General features: G+C 69.6%; 15 protein-coding genes. 9 read left to right on the top strand and 6 right to left on the bottom strand.

The genetic code is table 11. From position 1 onward, the window contains the following. Positions 1-48: 48 nt before the first annotated feature. Together ubiB and ENE75_RS02025 are read right to left on the bottom strand one after the other, a co-directional pair. Positions 49-1,611 (bottom strand): ubiquinone biosynthesis regulatory protein kinase UbiB, encoded by a 1,563-nt coding sequence (gene ubiB, locus ENE75_RS02030; RefSeq protein WP_128195109.1) that lies wholly within the window; start codon positions 1,609-1,611, stop codon positions 49-51. Between the two features lie 16 nt (positions 1,612-1,627). After that, on the bottom strand, positions 1,628-2,158 hold the full coding sequence (locus ENE75_RS02025; protein ID WP_128195107.1) for a hypothetical protein: 531 nt from the start codon (positions 2,156-2,158) through the stop codon (positions 1,628-1,630). Positions 2,159-2,271: 113 nt separating this feature from the next. Between ENE75_RS02025 and ENE75_RS02020 the strand changes: the two genes are divergently transcribed. Genes ENE75_RS02020 through ENE75_RS02005 form a run of 4 tightly spaced genes read left to right on the top strand, consistent with a single transcriptional unit; the run spans position 2,272 to position 7,356 of the window. Next, positions 2,272-3,666 carry an undecaprenyl-phosphate glucose phosphotransferase gene (locus ENE75_RS02020; RefSeq protein ID WP_128195105.1) on the top strand — a complete coding sequence of 465 codons (1,395 nt, stop codon included), beginning with the start codon at positions 2,272-2,274 and terminating at the stop codon, positions 3,664-3,666. Further along, on the top strand, positions 3,666-4,901 hold the full coding sequence (locus ENE75_RS02015; RefSeq protein WP_128195103.1) for a porin family protein: 1,236 nt from the start codon (positions 3,666-3,668) through the stop codon (positions 4,899-4,901). The genes ENE75_RS02020 and ENE75_RS02015 overlap by 1 nt, the downstream gene beginning before the upstream one ends. 8 nt (positions 4,902-4,909) lie before the next feature. Beyond that, positions 4,910-5,929, top strand: coding sequence for a UDP-glucose 4-epimerase GalE (gene galE, locus ENE75_RS02010; protein WP_128195101.1), 1,020 nt, complete (start codon positions 4,910-4,912; stop codon positions 5,927-5,929). Continuing rightward, entirely contained in the window at positions 5,926-7,356 is a 1,431-nt protein-coding gene (locus ENE75_RS02005; protein ID WP_233258879.1) for a mannose-1-phosphate guanylyltransferase/mannose-6-phosphate isomerase, read from the top strand. Before galE ends, ENE75_RS02005 begins: the two co-directional genes overlap by 4 nt. Here ENE75_RS02005 and ENE75_RS02000 read toward each other — a convergent pair. From ENE75_RS02000 to ENE75_RS01990, 3 genes are all read right to left on the bottom strand, one after another. Then, entirely contained in the window at positions 7,341-7,844 is a 504-nt protein-coding gene (locus ENE75_RS02000) for an acyl-CoA thioesterase (RefSeq protein ID WP_128195099.1), read from the bottom strand. The genes ENE75_RS02005 and ENE75_RS02000 overlap by 16 nt on opposite strands. Positions 7,845-7,927: 83 nt before the next feature. Then, on the bottom strand, positions 7,928-9,256 hold the full coding sequence (locus tag ENE75_RS01995; RefSeq protein ID WP_128195097.1) for a sigma-54-dependent transcriptional regulator: 1,329 nt from the start codon (positions 9,254-9,256) through the stop codon (positions 7,928-7,930). Continuing rightward, positions 9,246-11,123, bottom strand: coding sequence for a sensor histidine kinase (locus tag ENE75_RS01990; RefSeq protein WP_128195095.1), 1,878 nt, complete (start codon positions 11,121-11,123; stop codon positions 9,246-9,248). The genes ENE75_RS01995 and ENE75_RS01990 overlap by 11 nt, the downstream gene beginning before the upstream one ends. Positions 11,124-11,424: 301 nt before the next feature. Between ENE75_RS01990 and ENE75_RS01985 the strand changes: the two genes are divergently transcribed. The 3 genes from ENE75_RS01985 to ENE75_RS01975 are packed head-to-tail and all read left to right on the top strand — an operon-like array spanning position 11,425 to position 14,898. Next, positions 11,425-12,372, top strand: a complete 948-nt coding sequence (locus ENE75_RS01985; protein WP_128195093.1) for a TAXI family TRAP transporter solute-binding subunit — start codon at positions 11,425-11,427, stop codon at positions 12,370-12,372. 22 nt (positions 12,373-12,394) lie between these two features. Further along, positions 12,395-14,503: a TRAP transporter permease gene (locus tag ENE75_RS01980; protein ID WP_233258878.1), complete on the top strand. Its 2,109-nt coding sequence runs from the start codon at positions 12,395-12,397 to the stop codon at positions 14,501-14,503. Then, positions 14,500-14,898: a DUF1850 domain-containing protein gene (locus ENE75_RS01975; RefSeq protein ID WP_128195091.1), complete on the top strand. Its 399-nt coding sequence runs from the start codon at positions 14,500-14,502 to the stop codon at positions 14,896-14,898. The genes ENE75_RS01980 and ENE75_RS01975 overlap by 4 nt, the downstream gene beginning before the upstream one ends. 25 nt (positions 14,899-14,923) lie before the next feature. Here the strand turns inward: ENE75_RS01975 and ENE75_RS01970 are convergent, their stop codons facing one another. Next, entirely contained in the window at positions 14,924-16,255 is a 1,332-nt protein-coding gene (locus ENE75_RS01970) for a UDP-glucose dehydrogenase family protein (protein WP_128195088.1), read from the bottom strand. A 217-nt stretch (positions 16,256-16,472) separates the two neighbouring features. Here ENE75_RS01970 and ENE75_RS01965 point away from each other — a divergent pair, with 217 nt between their 5' ends. Beyond that, a complete protein-coding gene (locus ENE75_RS01965; RefSeq protein WP_158288832.1) occupies positions 16,473-16,673 on the top strand; it encodes a hypothetical protein in 201 nt (66 codons plus the stop codon). 44 nt (positions 16,674-16,717) lie between these two features. Next, positions 16,718-17,785, top strand: a complete 1,068-nt coding sequence (gene rfbB / locus ENE75_RS01960; protein WP_128195084.1) for a dTDP-glucose 4,6-dehydratase — start codon at positions 16,718-16,720, stop codon at positions 17,783-17,785. The last annotated feature ends 3 nt before the right edge of the window (positions 17,786-17,788 follow it).

Raw genomic sequence — 17,788 nt, 5'->3', positions numbered from 1 at the left:
CGGGCAGGCGACGGTGCGCCGTCGTTCGGCAAGGCCGCAACGGCGGCCTCAGGCGCCGGCGGTGTGGAAGACCAGGAAGCGCGTGATCACCGCACCCAGCACGAAACCGGCCATCGCCCACATCAGCCCCTGCAGCAGCCGCCGCGTGGCCCGCTGTTCGGCCAGCAGCGCCAACTGCACCGGGTCCGGCCCGCGCGGTGCCCCGTGCGCCTTGAGCGCGTCGTGCACCAGGCGCGGCAGTTCCGGCAGCAGCTGCGCGTAGCGCGGCGCTTCCTTCTCCAGCCGCGCGAGCAGGCCGCGCCAACCCACCTGCTCGTTCATCCAGCGCTCCAGGAAGGGCTTGGCGGTGGTCCAGAGGTCGAGGTCGGGGTCGAGCTGGCGGCCCAGACCCTCGATGTTGAGCAGCGTCTTCTGCAGCAGCACCAGTTGCGGCTGGATCTCCACGTTGAAACGGCGCGAGGCCTGGAACAGCCGCATCAGCACCTGGCCGAGCGAGATATCCTTCAGCGGGCGGTCGAAGTGCGGCTCGCAGACGGCACGGATGGCACCCTCCAGCGCGTCCACCCGCGTGTCGGCCGGCACCCAGCCGCTTTCCACGTGCAGCTCCGCCACGCGCTTGTAGTCGCGGCGGAAGAAGGCGATGAAGTTGTGCGCCAGGTAGTTCTTGTCGACCTCGGTCAGCGTGCCGATGATGCCGAAGTCCAGCGCGATGTAGCGGCCGAAACTGCGCGGGTCCAGGCTGACCTGGATGTTGCCCGGGTGCATGTCGGCATGGAAGAAGCCGTCGCGGAAGACCTGGGTGAAGAAGATCGTGACGCCGTCGCGCGCCAGCTTCTTGATGTCCACCCCGGCCTCGCGCAGGCGTGCCATCTGGTTGATGGGCACGCCGTGCATGCGCTCCATCACGATCACGGTGGAGGTGCAAAGGTCCCACACCATCTCCGGGATCAGCACCAGGTCCAGCCCGGTCATGTTGCGCCGCAGCTGGGCGGCGTTGGCCGCCTCGCGCACGAGGTCGAGCTCGTCGTGCAGGTAGATGTCGAACTCGGCCACCACCTCGCGCGGCTTCAGGCGGCGGCCGTCGGCGAACAGGCGCTCGATCCACACCGCCAGCGTGCGCAGCAGGCGCAGGTCGTCGTCGATGACGCGCAGCATGCCCGGGCGCAGCACCTTCACCGCCACCTCGCGGCCGCCCTTCAGGCGCGCGAAGTGCACCTGGGCGATGGACGCGCTGGCCACCGGCTCGGCGTCGAACTGCTCGAAGATCTGCTCGATCGGGCGCCCGAAGGCCTTCTCGACCAGGGCACGCGACTGCGCCGCCGGGAACGGGGGCACGCGGTCCTGCAAACGGGCGAGCTCGTCGGACAGGTCCGGCGGCAACAGGTCGCGCCGGGTCGAGAGCACCTGGCCGAACTTGACGAAGATGGGGCCCAGCCGCTCCAGTGCCATGCGCAGGCGCTCGCCACGGGGGGCGTCGAGCCGGCGGCCCAGCGTCATCAGCCGCACCAGCACGCGCACCCAGCGCTGGCGGAATCCCGACAGCGCCAGTTCGTCGAGCCCGAAGCGCAGCGCCGTGAAGGCGATGACGATCAGCCGCGCGAGGTGGCGCATGGTGCGGTCGGACCGTTCAGGCCCGGGGCGTGCCGAAGCGGCTGGCCGCCTGCACCGCGGCCTGGGCGGCCGCCTGCATGCCCCGCGCCAGGCCGCTGCCCAGGCGGAACAGCTGGTGCGCCGCCGCGGGCGGCATCACGCGGGCCAGGTCGGCCTCGATGTCCCAGCGCAGGTTCTGCAGCAGCCAGTTCACGTCGGCAGCCAACTGCGCGTCGCCGTCGATGTCCACCGCCGGCGTCTCGCCCGTGAGCGCGCGGGCCGCCAGCAGGGCCGGGTTCGAGGCATCGAATCGCACGGCCAGATCGGCCGGAAGGCCGTCGCCCATGGCGTCCCAGTCCAGCAGGCCGGCCGGGGTGATGGCAAAAGCCAGGCGCGGCAGCGGCGGCAACAGCGTGGGCCAGCCCTGCGGCTGCAGCAGCACCCGGCGCCCGGCATGGGCGCGCAGGCGCTCGGTGGCCGCGGGTTCGGCCGCAAGGACGTGGTTGAGCACCAGCGTCGTGCGGGCCATGGCCGCGGGGGCGAGCAGGTCGTGCAGGGCTTGCAGCATGCGTGAATTGTAGGCAGGGTGCCCCCCCTAGGCTCGCGGGGCCAGGCCGCAGGGATGTCACTTGCAACGGCCACAATCACCTGTTTCCGCGTCACGGCGCCCTGGCCGTCCCGATGTTCGAAGAGCGCTCCACCCGCCGTCAGTTCTTCAGCGCGCCGCAGTCGGTCACCTCGCTGGTGGCCGCCTTCCTGGAGCCGGGGCTGATCGTCGCGGTGTTCCTGGGCGTCTCGGAGTGGTTCGAAGAACCCATCCTGCGGCCCGACCTCACGCTGTGCCTGCTGATCTTCGCGCTCACCTTCCCGGGCCGGAACCGGTTCTTCGAGCGGCCGCTGAACGCGGCGGTGGACATCAGCACCTCCTGGTTCAGCCTGCTGCTGATCCTGCTGCTCTGCGGCTACGCCACCCGCAGCCTGCACTTCTTCGACCCGAACGTGCTGCTGTGGTGGGCGGTGCTGACGCCGGCCCTGCTGTGGTGCGCCGTGTTCGCCGGGCGCACGCTGCTGCGCTGGGACGCGGCGCGGCCGGAGAACCGGCGCCGCGTGGTGATCATCGGCGCCGGCCCGCTGGGCGTGCGTGTCTCGCAGGCGCTGGTGGCACGCGGCACCACGTGGCTGGAGATGCTGGGCTACTTCGATGACCGCTGCGGCGAACGGGTGCACGCCGACGCGACCCCCAAGCGCCTGGGCACCCTGGCCGAAGCGGCACCGTACATCCGCGAGCAGGGCGTGCACGAGGTCTACATCACGCTGCCCCTGGGCTCGCAGCCCCGCATCGTCGAACTGATGGAACAGGTGCAGGGCACGACGGCCTCGGTCTTCTTCGTGCCCGACGTGTTCGGCATCAGCATCATCCAGGGCCGCCTGCAGGACATGAACGGCGTGCCCGTGGTCGGCATCTGCGAGACGCCCTTCACCGGCACCAACATGCTGGTCAAGCGCATCAGCGACGTCGTGCTGGCCAGCGTCATCCTGGTGCTGATCTCGCCGCTGCTGCTGCTGATCGCGCTGGGCGTGAAGCTCAGTTCGCCCGGCCCGGTGATCTTCAGGCAGCGGCGCAACGGCCTGGACGGCGAGGAGATCATCGTCTGGAAGTTCCGCTCGATGACCACGCAGGACAACGGCGCCGTGGTCCGGCAGGCCACGCGCGACGACCCGCGGATCACGCCCTTCGGCGCCTTCATCCGCCGCACCTCGCTGGACGAGCTGCCGCAGTTCTTCAACGTGCTGCAAGGCCACATGAGCATCGTCGGCCCGCGACCGCACGCGGTGGCGCACAACGAGGAGTACCGGCGCCTGATCAAGGCCTACATGGTGCGGCACAAGGTCAAGCCCGGCATCACCGGCTGGGCCCAGGTCAATGGCCACCGCGGCGAGACCGACACGCTGGAGAAGATGCAGGCACGCGTGGAATACGATCTGGCCTACCTGCGCAACTGGTCGCTGGGGCTGGACCTGCAGATCATCGCGCGCACCGTGAAGCTGGTGTTCTTCGACCGGAAGGCCTACTGATGACCCGCCTTGCCCCGTTGTATCTGCTGCTGCTCACCGGCGCTGCCGTGGCGCAGACCAGCCCGTGGTACGTGGGCGCCTCACAGACCTTCACGCACGAGAGCAACCTCTACCGCCTGGCCGACGGCGCCGCCACGCCAGACGGGGTGAGCAAGGCCGACCTCATCAGCAGCACCGCGCTGCTGGCCGGGCTGGACCAACCGCTGGGCCGCCAACGGGTCTACGGCAGCGCCACGCTGCGCAGCAGCAAGTTCCGCGACAACAAGGACCTGGACAACGAGGGCTACGCCTTGCGCGCAGGCCTGGACTGGGAAACGGTGAACCGGCTCTCCGGCACGCTGGAAGCCAGTGCCGAGCGCAGCCTGGCGCGCTTCAACACCGACACCGAGCTCGGCGTGCAGACCCGCCGCAACATCGAGGACCAGACGCGTCTGCTGGCCGAGGCGCGGGTGGGTGTCGTCACCGCCTACACCGCCGAGGTCTCGCTGGAGCACCGCGAACGGCGCTTCTCCGCGCCGGAATACGATCGGCGGGAGAACCGGCAGACCACGGGCGCTGCCAGCCTGCGCTGGCGGCCGCGCGGCGGCACGATGCTGGGCATCGGCCTGCGCCACACGGCCGGCAGCTACCCGCGATTCCGCACCAACGACGACGGCGGCTTCGAGCCCGACCGCTACACCCGCAACGGTCTGGACCTGCTGGGCAGTTGGGAATCCGGCGGCGCCACCCGGCTCGACGCGCGGATCACGCTGGGCCAGACGCGCTACGACCAGAACGACGCCCGCGACATCTCCGGCGGCACCGGCTACGTGGCATGGACCTGGCGGTCCGGTGGCCGCCTGTCGCTGAACGCCCGGCTGGCGCGCGACATCGGCCAGGACGCCTACTTCAGTGGCAGCCCCTTCGTCAACGGCGTGGTCGACACCGGCCGCACCACCACCACGGCACGCCTGACGGCCGATTACGCCGCCAGCGCCAAGATCGGCCTGCGTGCCACCGTGCTGCAGGCCCGGCGCGACCTGGTGCAGACGCTGCCCCCCAGCGCCCTGTTCCCCGGCAATCTGCGCGGCCGCGACAACACCACCGAGCTCAGCCTCGGCGCCACCTGGGCGCCGACACGCAGCCTGGTCTTCGGCTGCGACCTCGGCCACGAACGGCGCAGCGCCAGCGGCGACCTGTCGCTGCCCTACAGTGCCAACCGCGTTGGCTGCTACGGTCAGGTCTTCCTGCGCTGACCACCCCCATGCCCACCGTCCTGCTCACCGGCGCCACCGGCTACATCGCGTCGCACACCTGGCTGGCCCTGCAGTCGGCCGGCTACGACGTGGTCGGCGTCGACGACTTCTCCAACAGTTCGCCCGAGGTGCTGAACCGGCTGCACCGGCTCGGCGGCCGGGCCCCGGTGTTCGAGCGTCTGGACGTCACCGACGCCGAGGCGATGGAAGCCCTGCTGCAGCGCCACCGCATCGACGCGGCGGTGCACTTCGCCGCCTTCAAGGCGGTGGGCGAGTCGGTGGCGCAGCCGCTGGCCTACTACCGCAACAATGTCGGTGGCCTGGTCAACGTGTGCAGCGCGCTGCAACGGCACGGCATCCGGCGTTTCGTCTTCAGCTCCAGTGCCACGGTGTACGGCGACCCGGAGCACCTGCCCATCACCGAGGACGCGCGGCTGACCGCCACCAACCCCTACGGCCAGACCAAGCTGATCGGCGAGACCCTGCTGCGCGACCTCGGTGCGTCCGACCCGGCCTGGCAGACCGCCATCCTGCGCTACTTCAACCCGGTGGGCGCACACGAGAGCGGCCTGATCGGCGAGGACCCGCGCGGCACGCCCAACAACCTGATGCCCTATGTGGCCCAGGTGGCGGTGGGACGGCGCGAGTTCCTGCAGGTCTTCGGCGACGACTACCCCACGCCGGACGGCACCGGCGTGCGCGACTACATCCATGTGGTCGACCTGGCCGAAGGCCACGTGGCGGCATTGCGCCGCCTGCTGGACCAGCCGGGTTCGCTGACCGTGAACCTCGGCACGGGGCGCGGCTACAGCGTGCTCGAAGTGGTGCGCGCCTATGCCGCGGCCAGCGGGCGTGACGTACCCTATCGGGTTACGCCGCGCCGGCCCGGCGACGTGGCCGCCTGCTACGCCGACCCGGCGCTGGCGGCCACCCTGCTGGGTTGGCGCGCGCAACACGACCTGGACCGCATGTGCGCCGACAGCTGGCGCTGGCAGTCGCAGAACCCGAACGGATTCGAGACCCCATGACAAAGACCCTTTCCCTGCAGCCGGTGATCATGGCCGGCGGCTCCGGCACGCGGCTGTGGCCGCTGTCGCGCAGCGGCTACCCCAAGCAGTTCCTGGTGCTGGCCGGCAACACCAGCCTGCTGCAGCAGGCTGCGCAGCGGCTGGCCGGGCTGGCCGCGGCCGACATCGTGGTGACCTCCCCGCTGGTGGTGGGCAACGAGGAGCACCGCTTCATGGTGCTGGACCAGCTGCGCGAGGTGCAGGCCACGCCGGCGGCCGTGCTGTTGGAGCCCATGGGCCGCAACACCGCACCGGCGGTGACCCTGGCTGCGCTTCAGGCGCTCGAAGCCGGTGCCGATCCGGTGCTGGTGGTCACGCCGTCGGACCAGACCGTGGCCGACGATGCCGCGTTCACCCGTGCGCTGCAGGCCGCCGCGCGGCGCGCCGCGAGCGGCGAGATCGTGATCCTGGGCATCCGCCCCGACCGCCCCGAGACCGGGTACGGCTACATCCGCGCCGACGGCAGCGCCGTGGCGCAGTTCGTCGAGAAGCCCGACACCCCCACGGCCGAGCGCTACCTGGCCGACGGCGGCTACTACTGGAACGCCGGGATCTTCGTGCTCAAGGCGTCGGTGTGGCTGGCCGCGCTGGAGCGCTTCCGTCCCGACATCGCCGAGGCCACCCGTGCGGCCTGGGCCGGGCGCGCCACCGACGCGCAGTTCGTGCGCCCGGACAAGGCGCTGTTCGGCGCCGTGCCGTCGGAGTCGGTGGACTACGCGGTGATGGAGCGATGCCCCGGCAGCGGGCAGCCGCTGGGCATGGAGGTGCTGGACGCCGGCTGGAACGACCTGGGCGCCTGGGAGGCCGTGTGGCAGGCCGCGCCCAAGGACGGTGCCGGCAATGCCGCCATCGGCGATGCGCTGATCGAGGACAGCCGCAACACCTTGGTGCACGCCAGCAGCCGCCTGGTGGGCGCCGTGGGTGTCAGCGACGTCGTCATCGTCGAGACACCCGACGCCGTGCTGGTGGCCGACCGCAGCCGCAGCCAGGACGTCAAGAAAATCGTCGCCCGCCTGGGCGCCGAGCAGCGCGGCGAGCATGCGCTGCACCGCAAGGTGCACCGGCCCTGGGGCTGGTACGACAGCATCGACATGGGCGAGCGCTTCCAGGTCAAGCGCATCCTGGTCAAGCCCGGGGCCAGCCTGAGCCTGCAGAAGCACCACCACCGGGCCGAGCACTGGATCGTCGTCAGCGGCACGGCCGAGGTCACCAATGGCGACCAGGTCATCCTGCTCACCGAGAACCAGAGCACCTACATCCCGCTGGGCCAGGTGCACCGCCTGGCCAACCCGGGCAAGGTGCCGCTGGAGATCATCGAGGTGCAGTCCGGCAGCTACCTGGGCGAGGACGACATCGTGCGCTTCGAGGACACCTACGGCCGCACCTGAGGGTCGCACGGGGTGACGGGGTCGCCCCCATCGGCCGACCGGGCTCGTTGTCGCTGCGCCTTGCGCGCCGCCGCAGCCGCGTGCCGGCGCTTCTCGTCCGCGGTGAACGGCCGCAAGGGCGGTACGGCCGTCGGATGTCCGTGGTCGTCCACCGCCACCATCGTGAAGAAGCAGCTGTTCACGTGGCGGATCGTCTGTGACCTGATGTCCTCGGCGACGACCTTGATGCCGACCTCCATCGAAGATCTTCCCGCGTGATTGACCGACGCGAGGAAGGTCACGAGTTCACCGACGTGGACGGGCTGGCGGAAGATCACCTGGTCCACGGACAGCGTGACCACGTAGCGACCGGCGTAACGGCTCGCGCAGGCGTAGGCCGCCTGATCGAGAAGCTTCAGGATGGTGCCGCCGTGCACGTTGCCGGAGAAGTTGGCCGTGTCGGGCGTCATCAGCACCGTCATGCTGAGTTGATGGGCGGGCAGTTCCATGGGTCGAGGGCCGGTCGTGGTGAAGATTCGCCTGGCACAGGCCTGCTGGCAGTGTCACGCCGGGCGCGAGCCGTGCTCGAAGCCTAGACGTCCGACCGATAGCCCGCGGCATCGATGCCAAGGCGATAGAGCTTGTCGTACAGCGTCTTGCGCGGAATGCGCAACTGATCGGCGGCCGCCTGCACGTTGCCGGCGTGATCACGCAATGCGTTCTCGATGAGGGTTCGTTCCACCCGACCCAAAGTCTCCGTCAGGCCAGACCGGGACCGGCTTGCCTGCACGGGCAGGCGCTCCAGGCCCAGACACCACCGCTCGGCCATGTTGCGCAGTTCGCGCACGTTGCCGGGCCAGTCGCGCTGCTGCCAGGCCAGCATGTCGTCGGATGTCCACGGTGGCACCTCGGCGCCATGACGGCGCGCGGCCTGGGTCACGAAGTGGCCGAAGAGCAAGGGAATGTCTTCCGTGCGATGGCGCAGGGGTGGCAATGCGAGGGTGACGACCTCCAGCCGGTAGTAGAGGTCCTCGCGGAAGCTGCCGTTCCTGGCGGCCTGGAGCAGGTCGACCTTGGTGGCGGCGATGAAGCGGCAGCCAACGGCAACGCTGTCGTTGCTGCCCAACCGCTCGACGCTGCGTTCCTGGATGGTCCGCAGCAGCTTGGCCTGCAGGCTCAACGGCATCGACTCGATCTCGTCGAGAAAGACCGTGCCCTTGCGCGCATGTTCGATCTTGCCCACACGCCGCCGGGAAGCGCCGGTGAAGGCCCCGCTCTCGTGCCCGAACATCTCGCTCTCGAAGACGGACTCCGGCAGGGCGCTGCAGTTGATGGCCACGAAGGGATCCTGCGTGCCGCTGGCCGCATGCAGCGCACGCGCGGCCACTTCCTTGCCCGTGCCGGTTTCGCCGAGGATGAGCACGTCCACGCGCGACTGGCCGATGTCCGAGATCAGGCGACGAACGCGCCTGATCTCCGGCGAGTGCCCGATCAGCCCCCATTCGTTGCCCTGTTCGATCTGCTGGCGCAGCGCCAGGTTCTCGAGCACCAGCTTGCGCTGCCCCATGGCGCGGCGGGTCGTGGCCACGAGCTTGCCGGCCGAGAACGGCTTCTCCAGGAAGTCGTGGGCCCCGTCGCGCATGGCCTGGACCGCCATGTCGATGTCCCCGTGGCCGGTGATCAGCACCACCGGGATGCCGGCATCGTGTGCACGGACGGCGCGCTGCAGCTGGAGTCCGTCACCCTTCTCGAGGCGGACGTCCGAGATCAGGACCAGGGGTTCCTCGCCGCGTTGCAGGCTGGACATCACGGTCGACATGTCGGCAAAGGTCCTGACGCTCCAGCCCGACAGTTCCAGCACCTGCTGAAGGCCCTCACGCACGAGTTCGTCGTCGTCGACCAGAAAGATGTCAGCGCTCATGCGTCGTTGCGATGCGGTTCACCGCCGGCCCCGCCATCGGGGCCGCGCTCACCCGGGGCAGCCGGACGCGAAACACGGCGCCGCCCCCCTCGCGCTCATGCGCGGTCAGGTCTCCGCCGAGTTCCCGGGTGATCATCTTGGACACGGCCAGACCCAGGCCCAGGCCCTGTCCCCGGGACTTGGTGGTGAAGAACGGCTCGAAGAGGTGGTCCCTGGCCTCGGGCTTGACCCCTGGGCCTCGGTCGCGCACGTCGATGTAGGCGTCACTCTGGTCGCCCCAGGCCTGCAGGCACGGCCCTTCGTCGGCCGGACTCGCCTCCATCGCATTGCGCAGCAGGTTGACGAGCACCTGCTCCACACGCACGTGCTGCGCCAGCACCGTCAAGTCCGGTGGGTCGACCTGCACGCCCACGTTGATGGCCGTGTTCTGGCCCGCCTGCAGCAACTGCAACGCGCCATCGACGACCGCCGCCACGCTGATCGCCGTCTTCTCGCCCGGCTGCTTGCGCGCGTGGCTGCGCAGATGGCCCACGATCTGCCCCATGTGTTCCGACAGCCGGGCGATCTTCCCGAAGTTCCTGTCGGCAGCGTCGAGATCGCCCGCGGCGATCAGCATCTGCCCCGCCTCCGCGAAGTGCCGCATGGCCGTCAGCGGCTGGTTCAACTCGTGCGAGACGCCTGCCGACATCTGGCCGAGCACGGTGAGCTTGCCGGCCTGCACGGCCGAATCGGTGGTCGCGCGCAGCATGGCCTCGGTCTGCGCCTGAACCTCGAGCTGGGTCTGCAGCTTCCGCGTGCCGGCCTCGATGCGCCGCTGGATCTCGTCCTCGCGCTCCAGAAGATCCCGCTGACGCGCGCGTCGCAGCGCGATCGCGTGGAGCAGCAGGGCCATGCCCATGATCATGGAAAAGCCGAACGCTGCGGCCACCACGGCCACGGCGCCGCCGGGGGAGGCACCCACGAAGGAGGCCAGCTGCCAGGGCTGCTTGACCAGGTCGCGGTGGACCGCCGTGCTTCCGGCACCGAGCAGCTGTCTGGCCGCCGAGGTGCGGGCCTCGGCAGGCGCCAGCGTTGACTCTGGAATCGACAGCATCGGTGTGATCGCCTTGCCGTCATATTGCCGTGTTGCGGCCATCGTCGCCCGCTGCGCGGCGGACAGCGGCACGAGACTGCGGTAGCGCAGATCGGATCGCGACGCCAGGATGACCACACCATTCTCGTCCAGCACCAACGTCGGCCAGGGCCCGGCCGCCAGGGTCCGCTCGAATTCACCGAGCGAGACCTTCACCACCAGAGCGCCTTGTGCCGCGGCCGCGGCTTCGAGGGCCGCGGCGAGAAAGTAGCCGGGGCGCCCCGTGGTCGTGCCGATCGCGTAGAAGCGACCGAACCCGGTGCGCATGGCATCGACGAAATAGGGCCGGAAGGCGTAGTTCTGGCCGACAAAGGAGTCGGGCTGGCCCGCATTGCTTGACGCGATGGTGACGCCGCTGCGGTCGATCAGATAGACGGCCTCCGCATCCACGAGCGCGCGAGCGCGGCGCAGGTAGACGTTGGCGGCCTGCACGGCCGCCGGATCGTCCGGCGCTGCCAGCGCGGCCGCCAATGTCGCTTCCAGCGCCAGGATGCCCGGCAGGGTTTCATGGCGCGCCAGCTCGGTGTGCAGCGCGGCGCCCAAGAGCTCGAGGCGGCTGCTGGCGGCCTGAACCGCTTCGTCCGTCTGCCAATGAAGCACGTGCCGATGCACGATCAAGGCCGTCGCCAGGGCCGCGAAGAACCACAGGTACCACTGGCCGCGGGACCATCCGGCTCTCGCACCGGGCGCCCGTCCCATCGCTTCGTCCCCGGCGTCCACGGCAGGTTTCTGCATTCTTGCCCCAGTCTATGGCTTGCCCCGTTGCGGCGACGGATTCCGGCCGTCCAGACGCCACGTCGAGACGCTTCCGACGAACCGGAACGATGCCGCCGTCCGCAACGACGACAACCGACTCAGTCTTCCGTGTAAACCCGAAGGAAGGATCCCTCAGCGCAACAGCTTCGGCACGGTCGGGGTAAAAACGGCTGTTGCAGCGAATTGGCACGCCACTTGCGTTTCGCATGAGGCGTCCGCTGGACCCACTGACTTCCAACCAACGACCGGAGACTACCGAATGCCCACGATGCCCCGCCGAATGACCACCCTGATCGGTGCCATGACCGTCGCCGCCGCCGGCACGCTGGCCCCGCTGGCCGCGCAGGCCGACCAGTTCGTCAACATCCTCACCGGCGGCACCAGTGGCGTGTACTACCCGCTGGGCGTGGCGCTGGGCAAGATCTACGCCGAGAAGATTCCCGGCGTGCGCACCCAGGTGCAGAGCACCAAGGCCTCGGTGGAGAACCTGAACCTGCTGCAGAGCGGCCGCGGCGAGATCGCACTGGCGCTGGGCGACTCGGTCAAGTCGGCCTGGGAAGGCGACGCCGAGGTCGGCTTCCCGAAGAAGCTGGACAAGCTGCGCGGCGTGGCCGCCGTGTACCCCAACGTGATCCAGATCGTGGCGTCACAGAGCAGCGGCATCAAGACCTTCGCGGATCTCAAGGGCAAGAGCCTGTCGGTGGGTGCGCCGAAGTCGGGCACCGAGGTGAATGCACGCCGCATCTTCGAGACCATGGGCATGTCCTACAAGGACCTCGGCAAGACCGAGTACCTGCCCTTCGGCGAATCGGTGGAACTGATCAAGAACCGCCAGCTCGACGCCACGCTGCAGTCCGCCGGCCTGGGCGTGGCCAGCATCCGTGACCTGGCCACCTCCATCCCCATCACGATGGTGGCAGTGCCGGCCGACGTGGCCAGCAAGCTCGGCGCGCCCTTCGTGGCCACCACGATCCCGGCCAACACCTACAACGGGCAGACGGCCGACGTGCCCACGCTGGCGGTGGTGAACTTCCTCGTCACGCACAGCGGCGTGTCCGACGAGACGGTCTACCAGATGACCAAACAGCTGTTCGAGAACCTCGACACCATGGTCGCGGCGCACAAGGCCGCCAGCGCCATCAAGCTGGAGACGGCCATCAACGGCATGCCGCTGCCGCTGCACCCCGGTGCCGAGCGCTTCTACAAGGAAAAGGGCCTGATCAAGTAATCGGGTCCGGACCCTTTCCATCGTGAGCGCCACCCGCCCCGCCGCCGTCGCGCCCGACGGCGGCGATGCCCTGCTGCAGCAGCACGAACCCCTGGCCGGCGCCTTCCCGCCCGGCCTGCAGGGGCGGCTGCTGTTCTGGCTGGCCCTGGCCTTCTCGGCCTTCCAGATCGCCACCGCCGCGCACATCATCGACCTGCCCAGCCAGCTGGTGCGGGCGGTGCACGTGAGCTTCCTGCTGGCGCTGGTGTTTCCGCTGCTGACCGCGCAGGCCAACCTGCCGTGGCGCGTGCTGGCCTGGGCCATGGCGGTGGCGGCCGCCGGTGTCGCGGTCTACCAGTGGGTGGAGTACGAGCCGCTGCTGCTGCGTGCCGGCGACCCCAACGACGTGGACATCGCAGTGGGCGTGGTGCTGCTGGTGCTGCTGTTCGTGGCCACCTGGCGGGCGATGGGCGCGGCCCTGCCCATCATCGCCGGCGCCTTCCTGGCCTACTGCCTGTTCGGCCAGCACCTGCCTTCGCCGCTGAACCACCGCGGCTACGACTTCAGCCAGGTCATCGACCACATGACCTACGGCACCGAGGGTGTCTACGGCATCCCCACATACGTCTCGTCGAGCTACATCTTCCTGTTCATCCTCTTCGGCGCCTTCCTCGAGAAGGCCGGGATGATCGGCCTGTTCACCGACATCGCGATGGGCCTCTTCGGCCACAAGCGGGGCGGCCCGGCCAAGGTGGCCGTGGTGTCCTCGGGCCTGATGGGCACGATCAGCGGCTCTGGCGTGGCCAACGTGGTGACCACCGGGCAGTTCACCATCCCGCTGATGATGCGTTTCGGCTACCGGCCTGCGTTTGCCGGCGGCGTGGAGGCCACGGCGTCGATGGGCGGGCAGATCATGCCGCCGGTGATGGGCGCGGTGGCCTTCATCATGGCCGAGACGCTGGACGTGCCCTACAGCGCCGTGGTGCAGGCGGCCGTGGTGCCGGCGGTGCTGTACTTCCTGTCGGCCTTCTGGATGGTGCACCTGGAAGCCGGCCGCGCGGGCCTGGTGGGGCTGCCGAAGGACGAGCTGCCTTCGCCGCTGGCCGCGCTGAAGGCCAAGTGGTACCTGATCCTTCCATTGATCGTGCTGGTCGTCCTGCTGTTCTCCGGCTACACACCGCTGTTCGCCGGCACCGTGGGCCTGGCGCTGACGGTGATGCTGATCCTCGGCGGCGCGGTGGCGCAGGGTTTCACCGGCACGCCGCTGCGCGTGCTGTTCTGGGTGGGGCTGGGCCTGGTGGCCGCCAGCTTCCAGCAGTTCGGCATGGCCGCGCTGAGCAGCGGCATCGTGGCGCTGATCGCCTGGTGCGCCTTCACGCAGGGCGGCCGCAAGACCCTGCTGCTGTGCCGCGACAGCCTGGCCGAAGGCGCCAAGACGGCGCTGCCGGTGGGCATCGCCTGCGCCATCGTCGGCATCGTCATCGGCACGATGACGCTCACCGGCGCGGCCAACACCTTCGGCCAGTTCGTGGTGGCGGTGGGCAAGGACAGCCTGTTCCTGTCGCTGCTGCTGACGATGCTGACCTGCCTGATCCTGGGCATGGGCATCCCCACCATCCCCAACTACATCATCACCAGCAGCATCGCCGGCCCGGCGCTGCTGGAACTGGGCGTGCCGCTGCTGGTCAGCCACATGTTCGTCTTCTACTTCGGCATCCTGGCCGACCTGACGCCGCCGGTGGCACTGGCCTGCTTCGCCGCGGCGCCCATCGCGAAGGAGCGCGGCCTGCGCATCTCCATGCAGGCCATCAAGGTAGCGGCGGCCGGCTTCGTGATCCCCTTCATGGCGGTCTACACGCCGGCGCTGATGCTGCAGCCCGGCGGCGCGCTGGCTACCGAATGGGGCATGCCGGCGGCGGTGGCCTACATCGTCTTCAAGTGCCTGCTGGCCATCGGCCTGTGGGGCACGGCGGTGATCGGTTTCGGGCGTGCGCCGATGCATGCGCTGGAGCGCGTGGTGGCCGCAGCGGCTGCGGTCACGCTGATCGCCGCGCTGCCCATCACCGACGAAATCGGCTTCGCGCTGGCCGCCGGCGTGATCGGCGTGCACCTGTGGCGCACGCGCGGGCGCCAGCAGCACGCCCCGGCATGAGTCTCTGCCTGGCCACCGCCGCGGTGGCCCTGCCGCTGGCGGCGCAGGCCTTCACGCTGGTGTGGACGCATTCGGTGGAGAAGACCGAGTGGCGCGAACGCTGGCAGGTGCAGGGCAACGCCCTGGTGCTGGCCGAAGGCCGCGTGCGCGGCTCCGGCGCCGGCATGGACCCGCCCGAGGGGTCCGTGCTGCAGGACGGCTGGTGGGTCTACCGGCGCGCGTTGCAGGTGCCGGTGCTGCGACTGGCCGTCAGCGGCGCCACCGGCCGTGGCTGGCAGCTGTGCACCGACGACGGCGGCTGCCGCGACCTGGAGGCCTGGCTGGCCCGCGACGGCACACCACCACTGGCCATCGAGATCCGCCCCGGCGGCGCCTGCGACCGCCTACTAGGCTGACCACGCTCAGGGTTGAACGTCCGGCTCAGGCGCCGGCGCGCCCGATGCCGTGGTATTCGATGCCCAGCGTCTTCATCAGCGCCGGCTCCCAGATGTTGCGCCCGTCGAAGACCACGGGCTGCTTCAGCGCCGCCTTGATGCGGTCGAAGTCCGGCGTGCGGAACTCCTTCCACTCGGTGACGACGAGCAGGGCATCGGCGCCGTCGAGCGTGGCGTCGGCACTGTCGGCATAGGTGATGCCCGACAGGCCTTCCATGACCCGCCTCGCCTCGGTCATCGCCACCGGGTCGTAGGCACTGAGCGTGGCGCCGCGCGCCAGCAGCGCGTCGACGATTACGCGGCTGGGCGCCTCGCGCATGTCGTCGGTGTTGGGCTTGAAGGCCAGGCCCCAGACGGCGAAGCGGCGGCCCGTCAGGTCTTCACCAAAGCGCTTCACCACCTTGTCCACCAGCACCATCTTCTGGCGGTCGTTGGCCGCCTCCACCGCCTGCAGCACCTGCAGGTCCATCGCGTTCTCGTGGCCGATGTGGATCAGCGCCTTCACGTCCTTGGGGAAGCAGCTGCCGCCGTAGCCCGTGCCGGCGTACAGGAAGTGCGTGCCGATGCGCGGGTCGCTGCCGATGCCCTTGCGCACCTGCTCGATGTCCGCGCCCACGCGCTCGGCCAGCAGCGCGAGTTCGTTCATGAAGCTGATGCGCGTGGCCAGCATGGCGTTGGCCGCGTACTTGGTGAACTCGGCGCTGCGCACGTCCATCACCATCAGCCGGTCGTGGTTGCGCATGAAGGGCTGGTAGAGCGCGCGCATCAGCAGGATGGCGCGCTCGTCGTCGGCGCCGACCACGATGCGGTCGGGCCGCATGCAGTCCTCGACCGCAGCGCCTTCCTTCAGGAACTCCGGGTTGGAGACCACCGCGAAGCCGGTGTCCTGCAGCCCGCGCTTGTGCAGTTCCTCGGCCACCGCGGCCTTCACGCGGTCGGCCGTGCCCACCGGCACCGTGCTCTTGTCGACGATGACCTTGTAGTCGGTCATGTGGCGGCCGATGCTGCGCGCGGCGGCCAGCACGTACTGCATGTCGGCCGAGCCGTCCTCGTCCGGCGGCGTGCCCACGCCGATGAACTGCAGCGTGCCATGGGCCACGGCAGCTTCGACGTCGGTGGTGAACTGCAGGCGGCCGGCGGCGCGGTTGCGCTGAACGATGGCATCCAGCCCCGGCTCGTGGATGGGGATGCCCCCGTCGTTGAGGATCTGGATCTTGCGCGCGTCCACGTCCAGACAGACGACGTGGTTGCCCATTTCCGAGAGGCAGGCGCCGGTGACGAGGCCGACGTAGCCGGTGCCGATGACGGTGACTTTCATGGGGCGGGATTATCCCGGAGACGGACGATGCAACCCACGGCGAATGCCGGACCCGTTGCGCTTGCCGGCCGCTTTCGGTGGAAATGCCGCTGCGGCCGACACACCCTAGTTCACAAGCGCGCCACGATTCGGCATCCCCCAACGCCGCTAGCCAAGCGAGAATGTCCCTGTGAGAAGCAACGTTCCAACCCGCCCTGGCCGGCTGCGTCGGCAGTCGATGTACGTCGCACTGCTGCTGTCGATGGTGACCGGCGCGTGCTCGTCGCCCCCGGAAGGCCCCACCACGCGACCTGGCGCCGCAGGGGCCGGCAACCAGTGCGTGCCCGAGGGCCAGTCGTGTGCCGAACCGCGCAGCGCCTGCTGTGCCGGCTCCAGTTGCGCCCGCATCGGCAAGCCCGTCTGCATCCTGGACTACTGAACCCCGGTCAGCGTCGACAGTTCCTCCACACCCAACGACCTCGCATGATCCTCGTCACAGGCGGCGCCGGCTTCATCGGCAGCAACTTCGTGCTCGACTGGCTGGGCAACCCGGCCACGCGCGGCGAGCCCGTGCTCAACCTGGATGCGCTGACGTATGCCGGCAACCTGGCCAACCTGGCCAACCTGCAGGGCAACGCGCGCCATGTCTTCGTGCACGGCGACATCACCGACCGCGCCCTGCTCGACCGCCTGCTGGCAGAACACCGCCCGCGCGCGGTGGTGCACTTTGCCGCGGAGAGCCACGTGGACCGCAGCATCCACGGCCCCGGCGCCTTCATGAAGACCAACGTGGACGGCACCTTCACCCTGCTGGAGGCCGCCCGCGGGTACTGGCACACCTTGGGCGACGCCGACAAGACGGCCTTCCGCTTCCTGCACGTCAGCACCGACGAGGTCTATGGCAGCCTGGCCCCCGGCGCCCCGGCCTTCACCGAAGACCACCGCTACGAGCCCAACAGCCCCTATTCGGCCAGCAAGGCCGCCAGCGACCACCTCGTGCGCGCCTGGCACCACACCTACGGCCTGCCGGTGCTGACCACCAACTGCTCCAACAACTACGGCCCGTACCACTTCCCCGAGAAGCTCATCCCGCTGATGATCGTCAACGCCCTGGCCGGCAAGCCGCTGCCGGTGTATGGCGACGGCCAGCAGATCCGCGACTGGCTGTACGTGCGCGACCACTGCAGCGCCATCCGCACCGTGCTGGCCCACGGCCGCCTGGGCCAGACCTACAACGTCGGCGGCTGGAACGAGATGGCCAACATCGACATCGTCCAGACTGTCTGCAGCCTGCTCGACGAACTGCGCCCCGACCCCGCCGGCCCGTACAGCCGCCTGATCACCTTCGTGGCCGACCGCCCCGGCCACGACCGCCGCTACGCGATCGACGCGCGCAAGATCGAGCGCGAACTCGGCTGGCGCCCGGCCGAGACCTTCCAGTCGGGCATCCGCAAGACCGTGCAGTGGTACCTGGACCACGCCGACTGGGTGGCCCAGGTGCAGTCGGGTGCATACCGCGAGTGGGTGACCACCAACTACGCCGCCCGCTGAAGC

The organism is Rubrivivax albus (genome assembly GCF_004016515.1).
Lineage (GTDB): Bacteria > Pseudomonadota > Gammaproteobacteria > Burkholderiales > Burkholderiaceae_C > Rubrivivax > Rubrivivax albus.
This window is presented reverse-complemented; position numbering and strand designations above follow the sequence as displayed.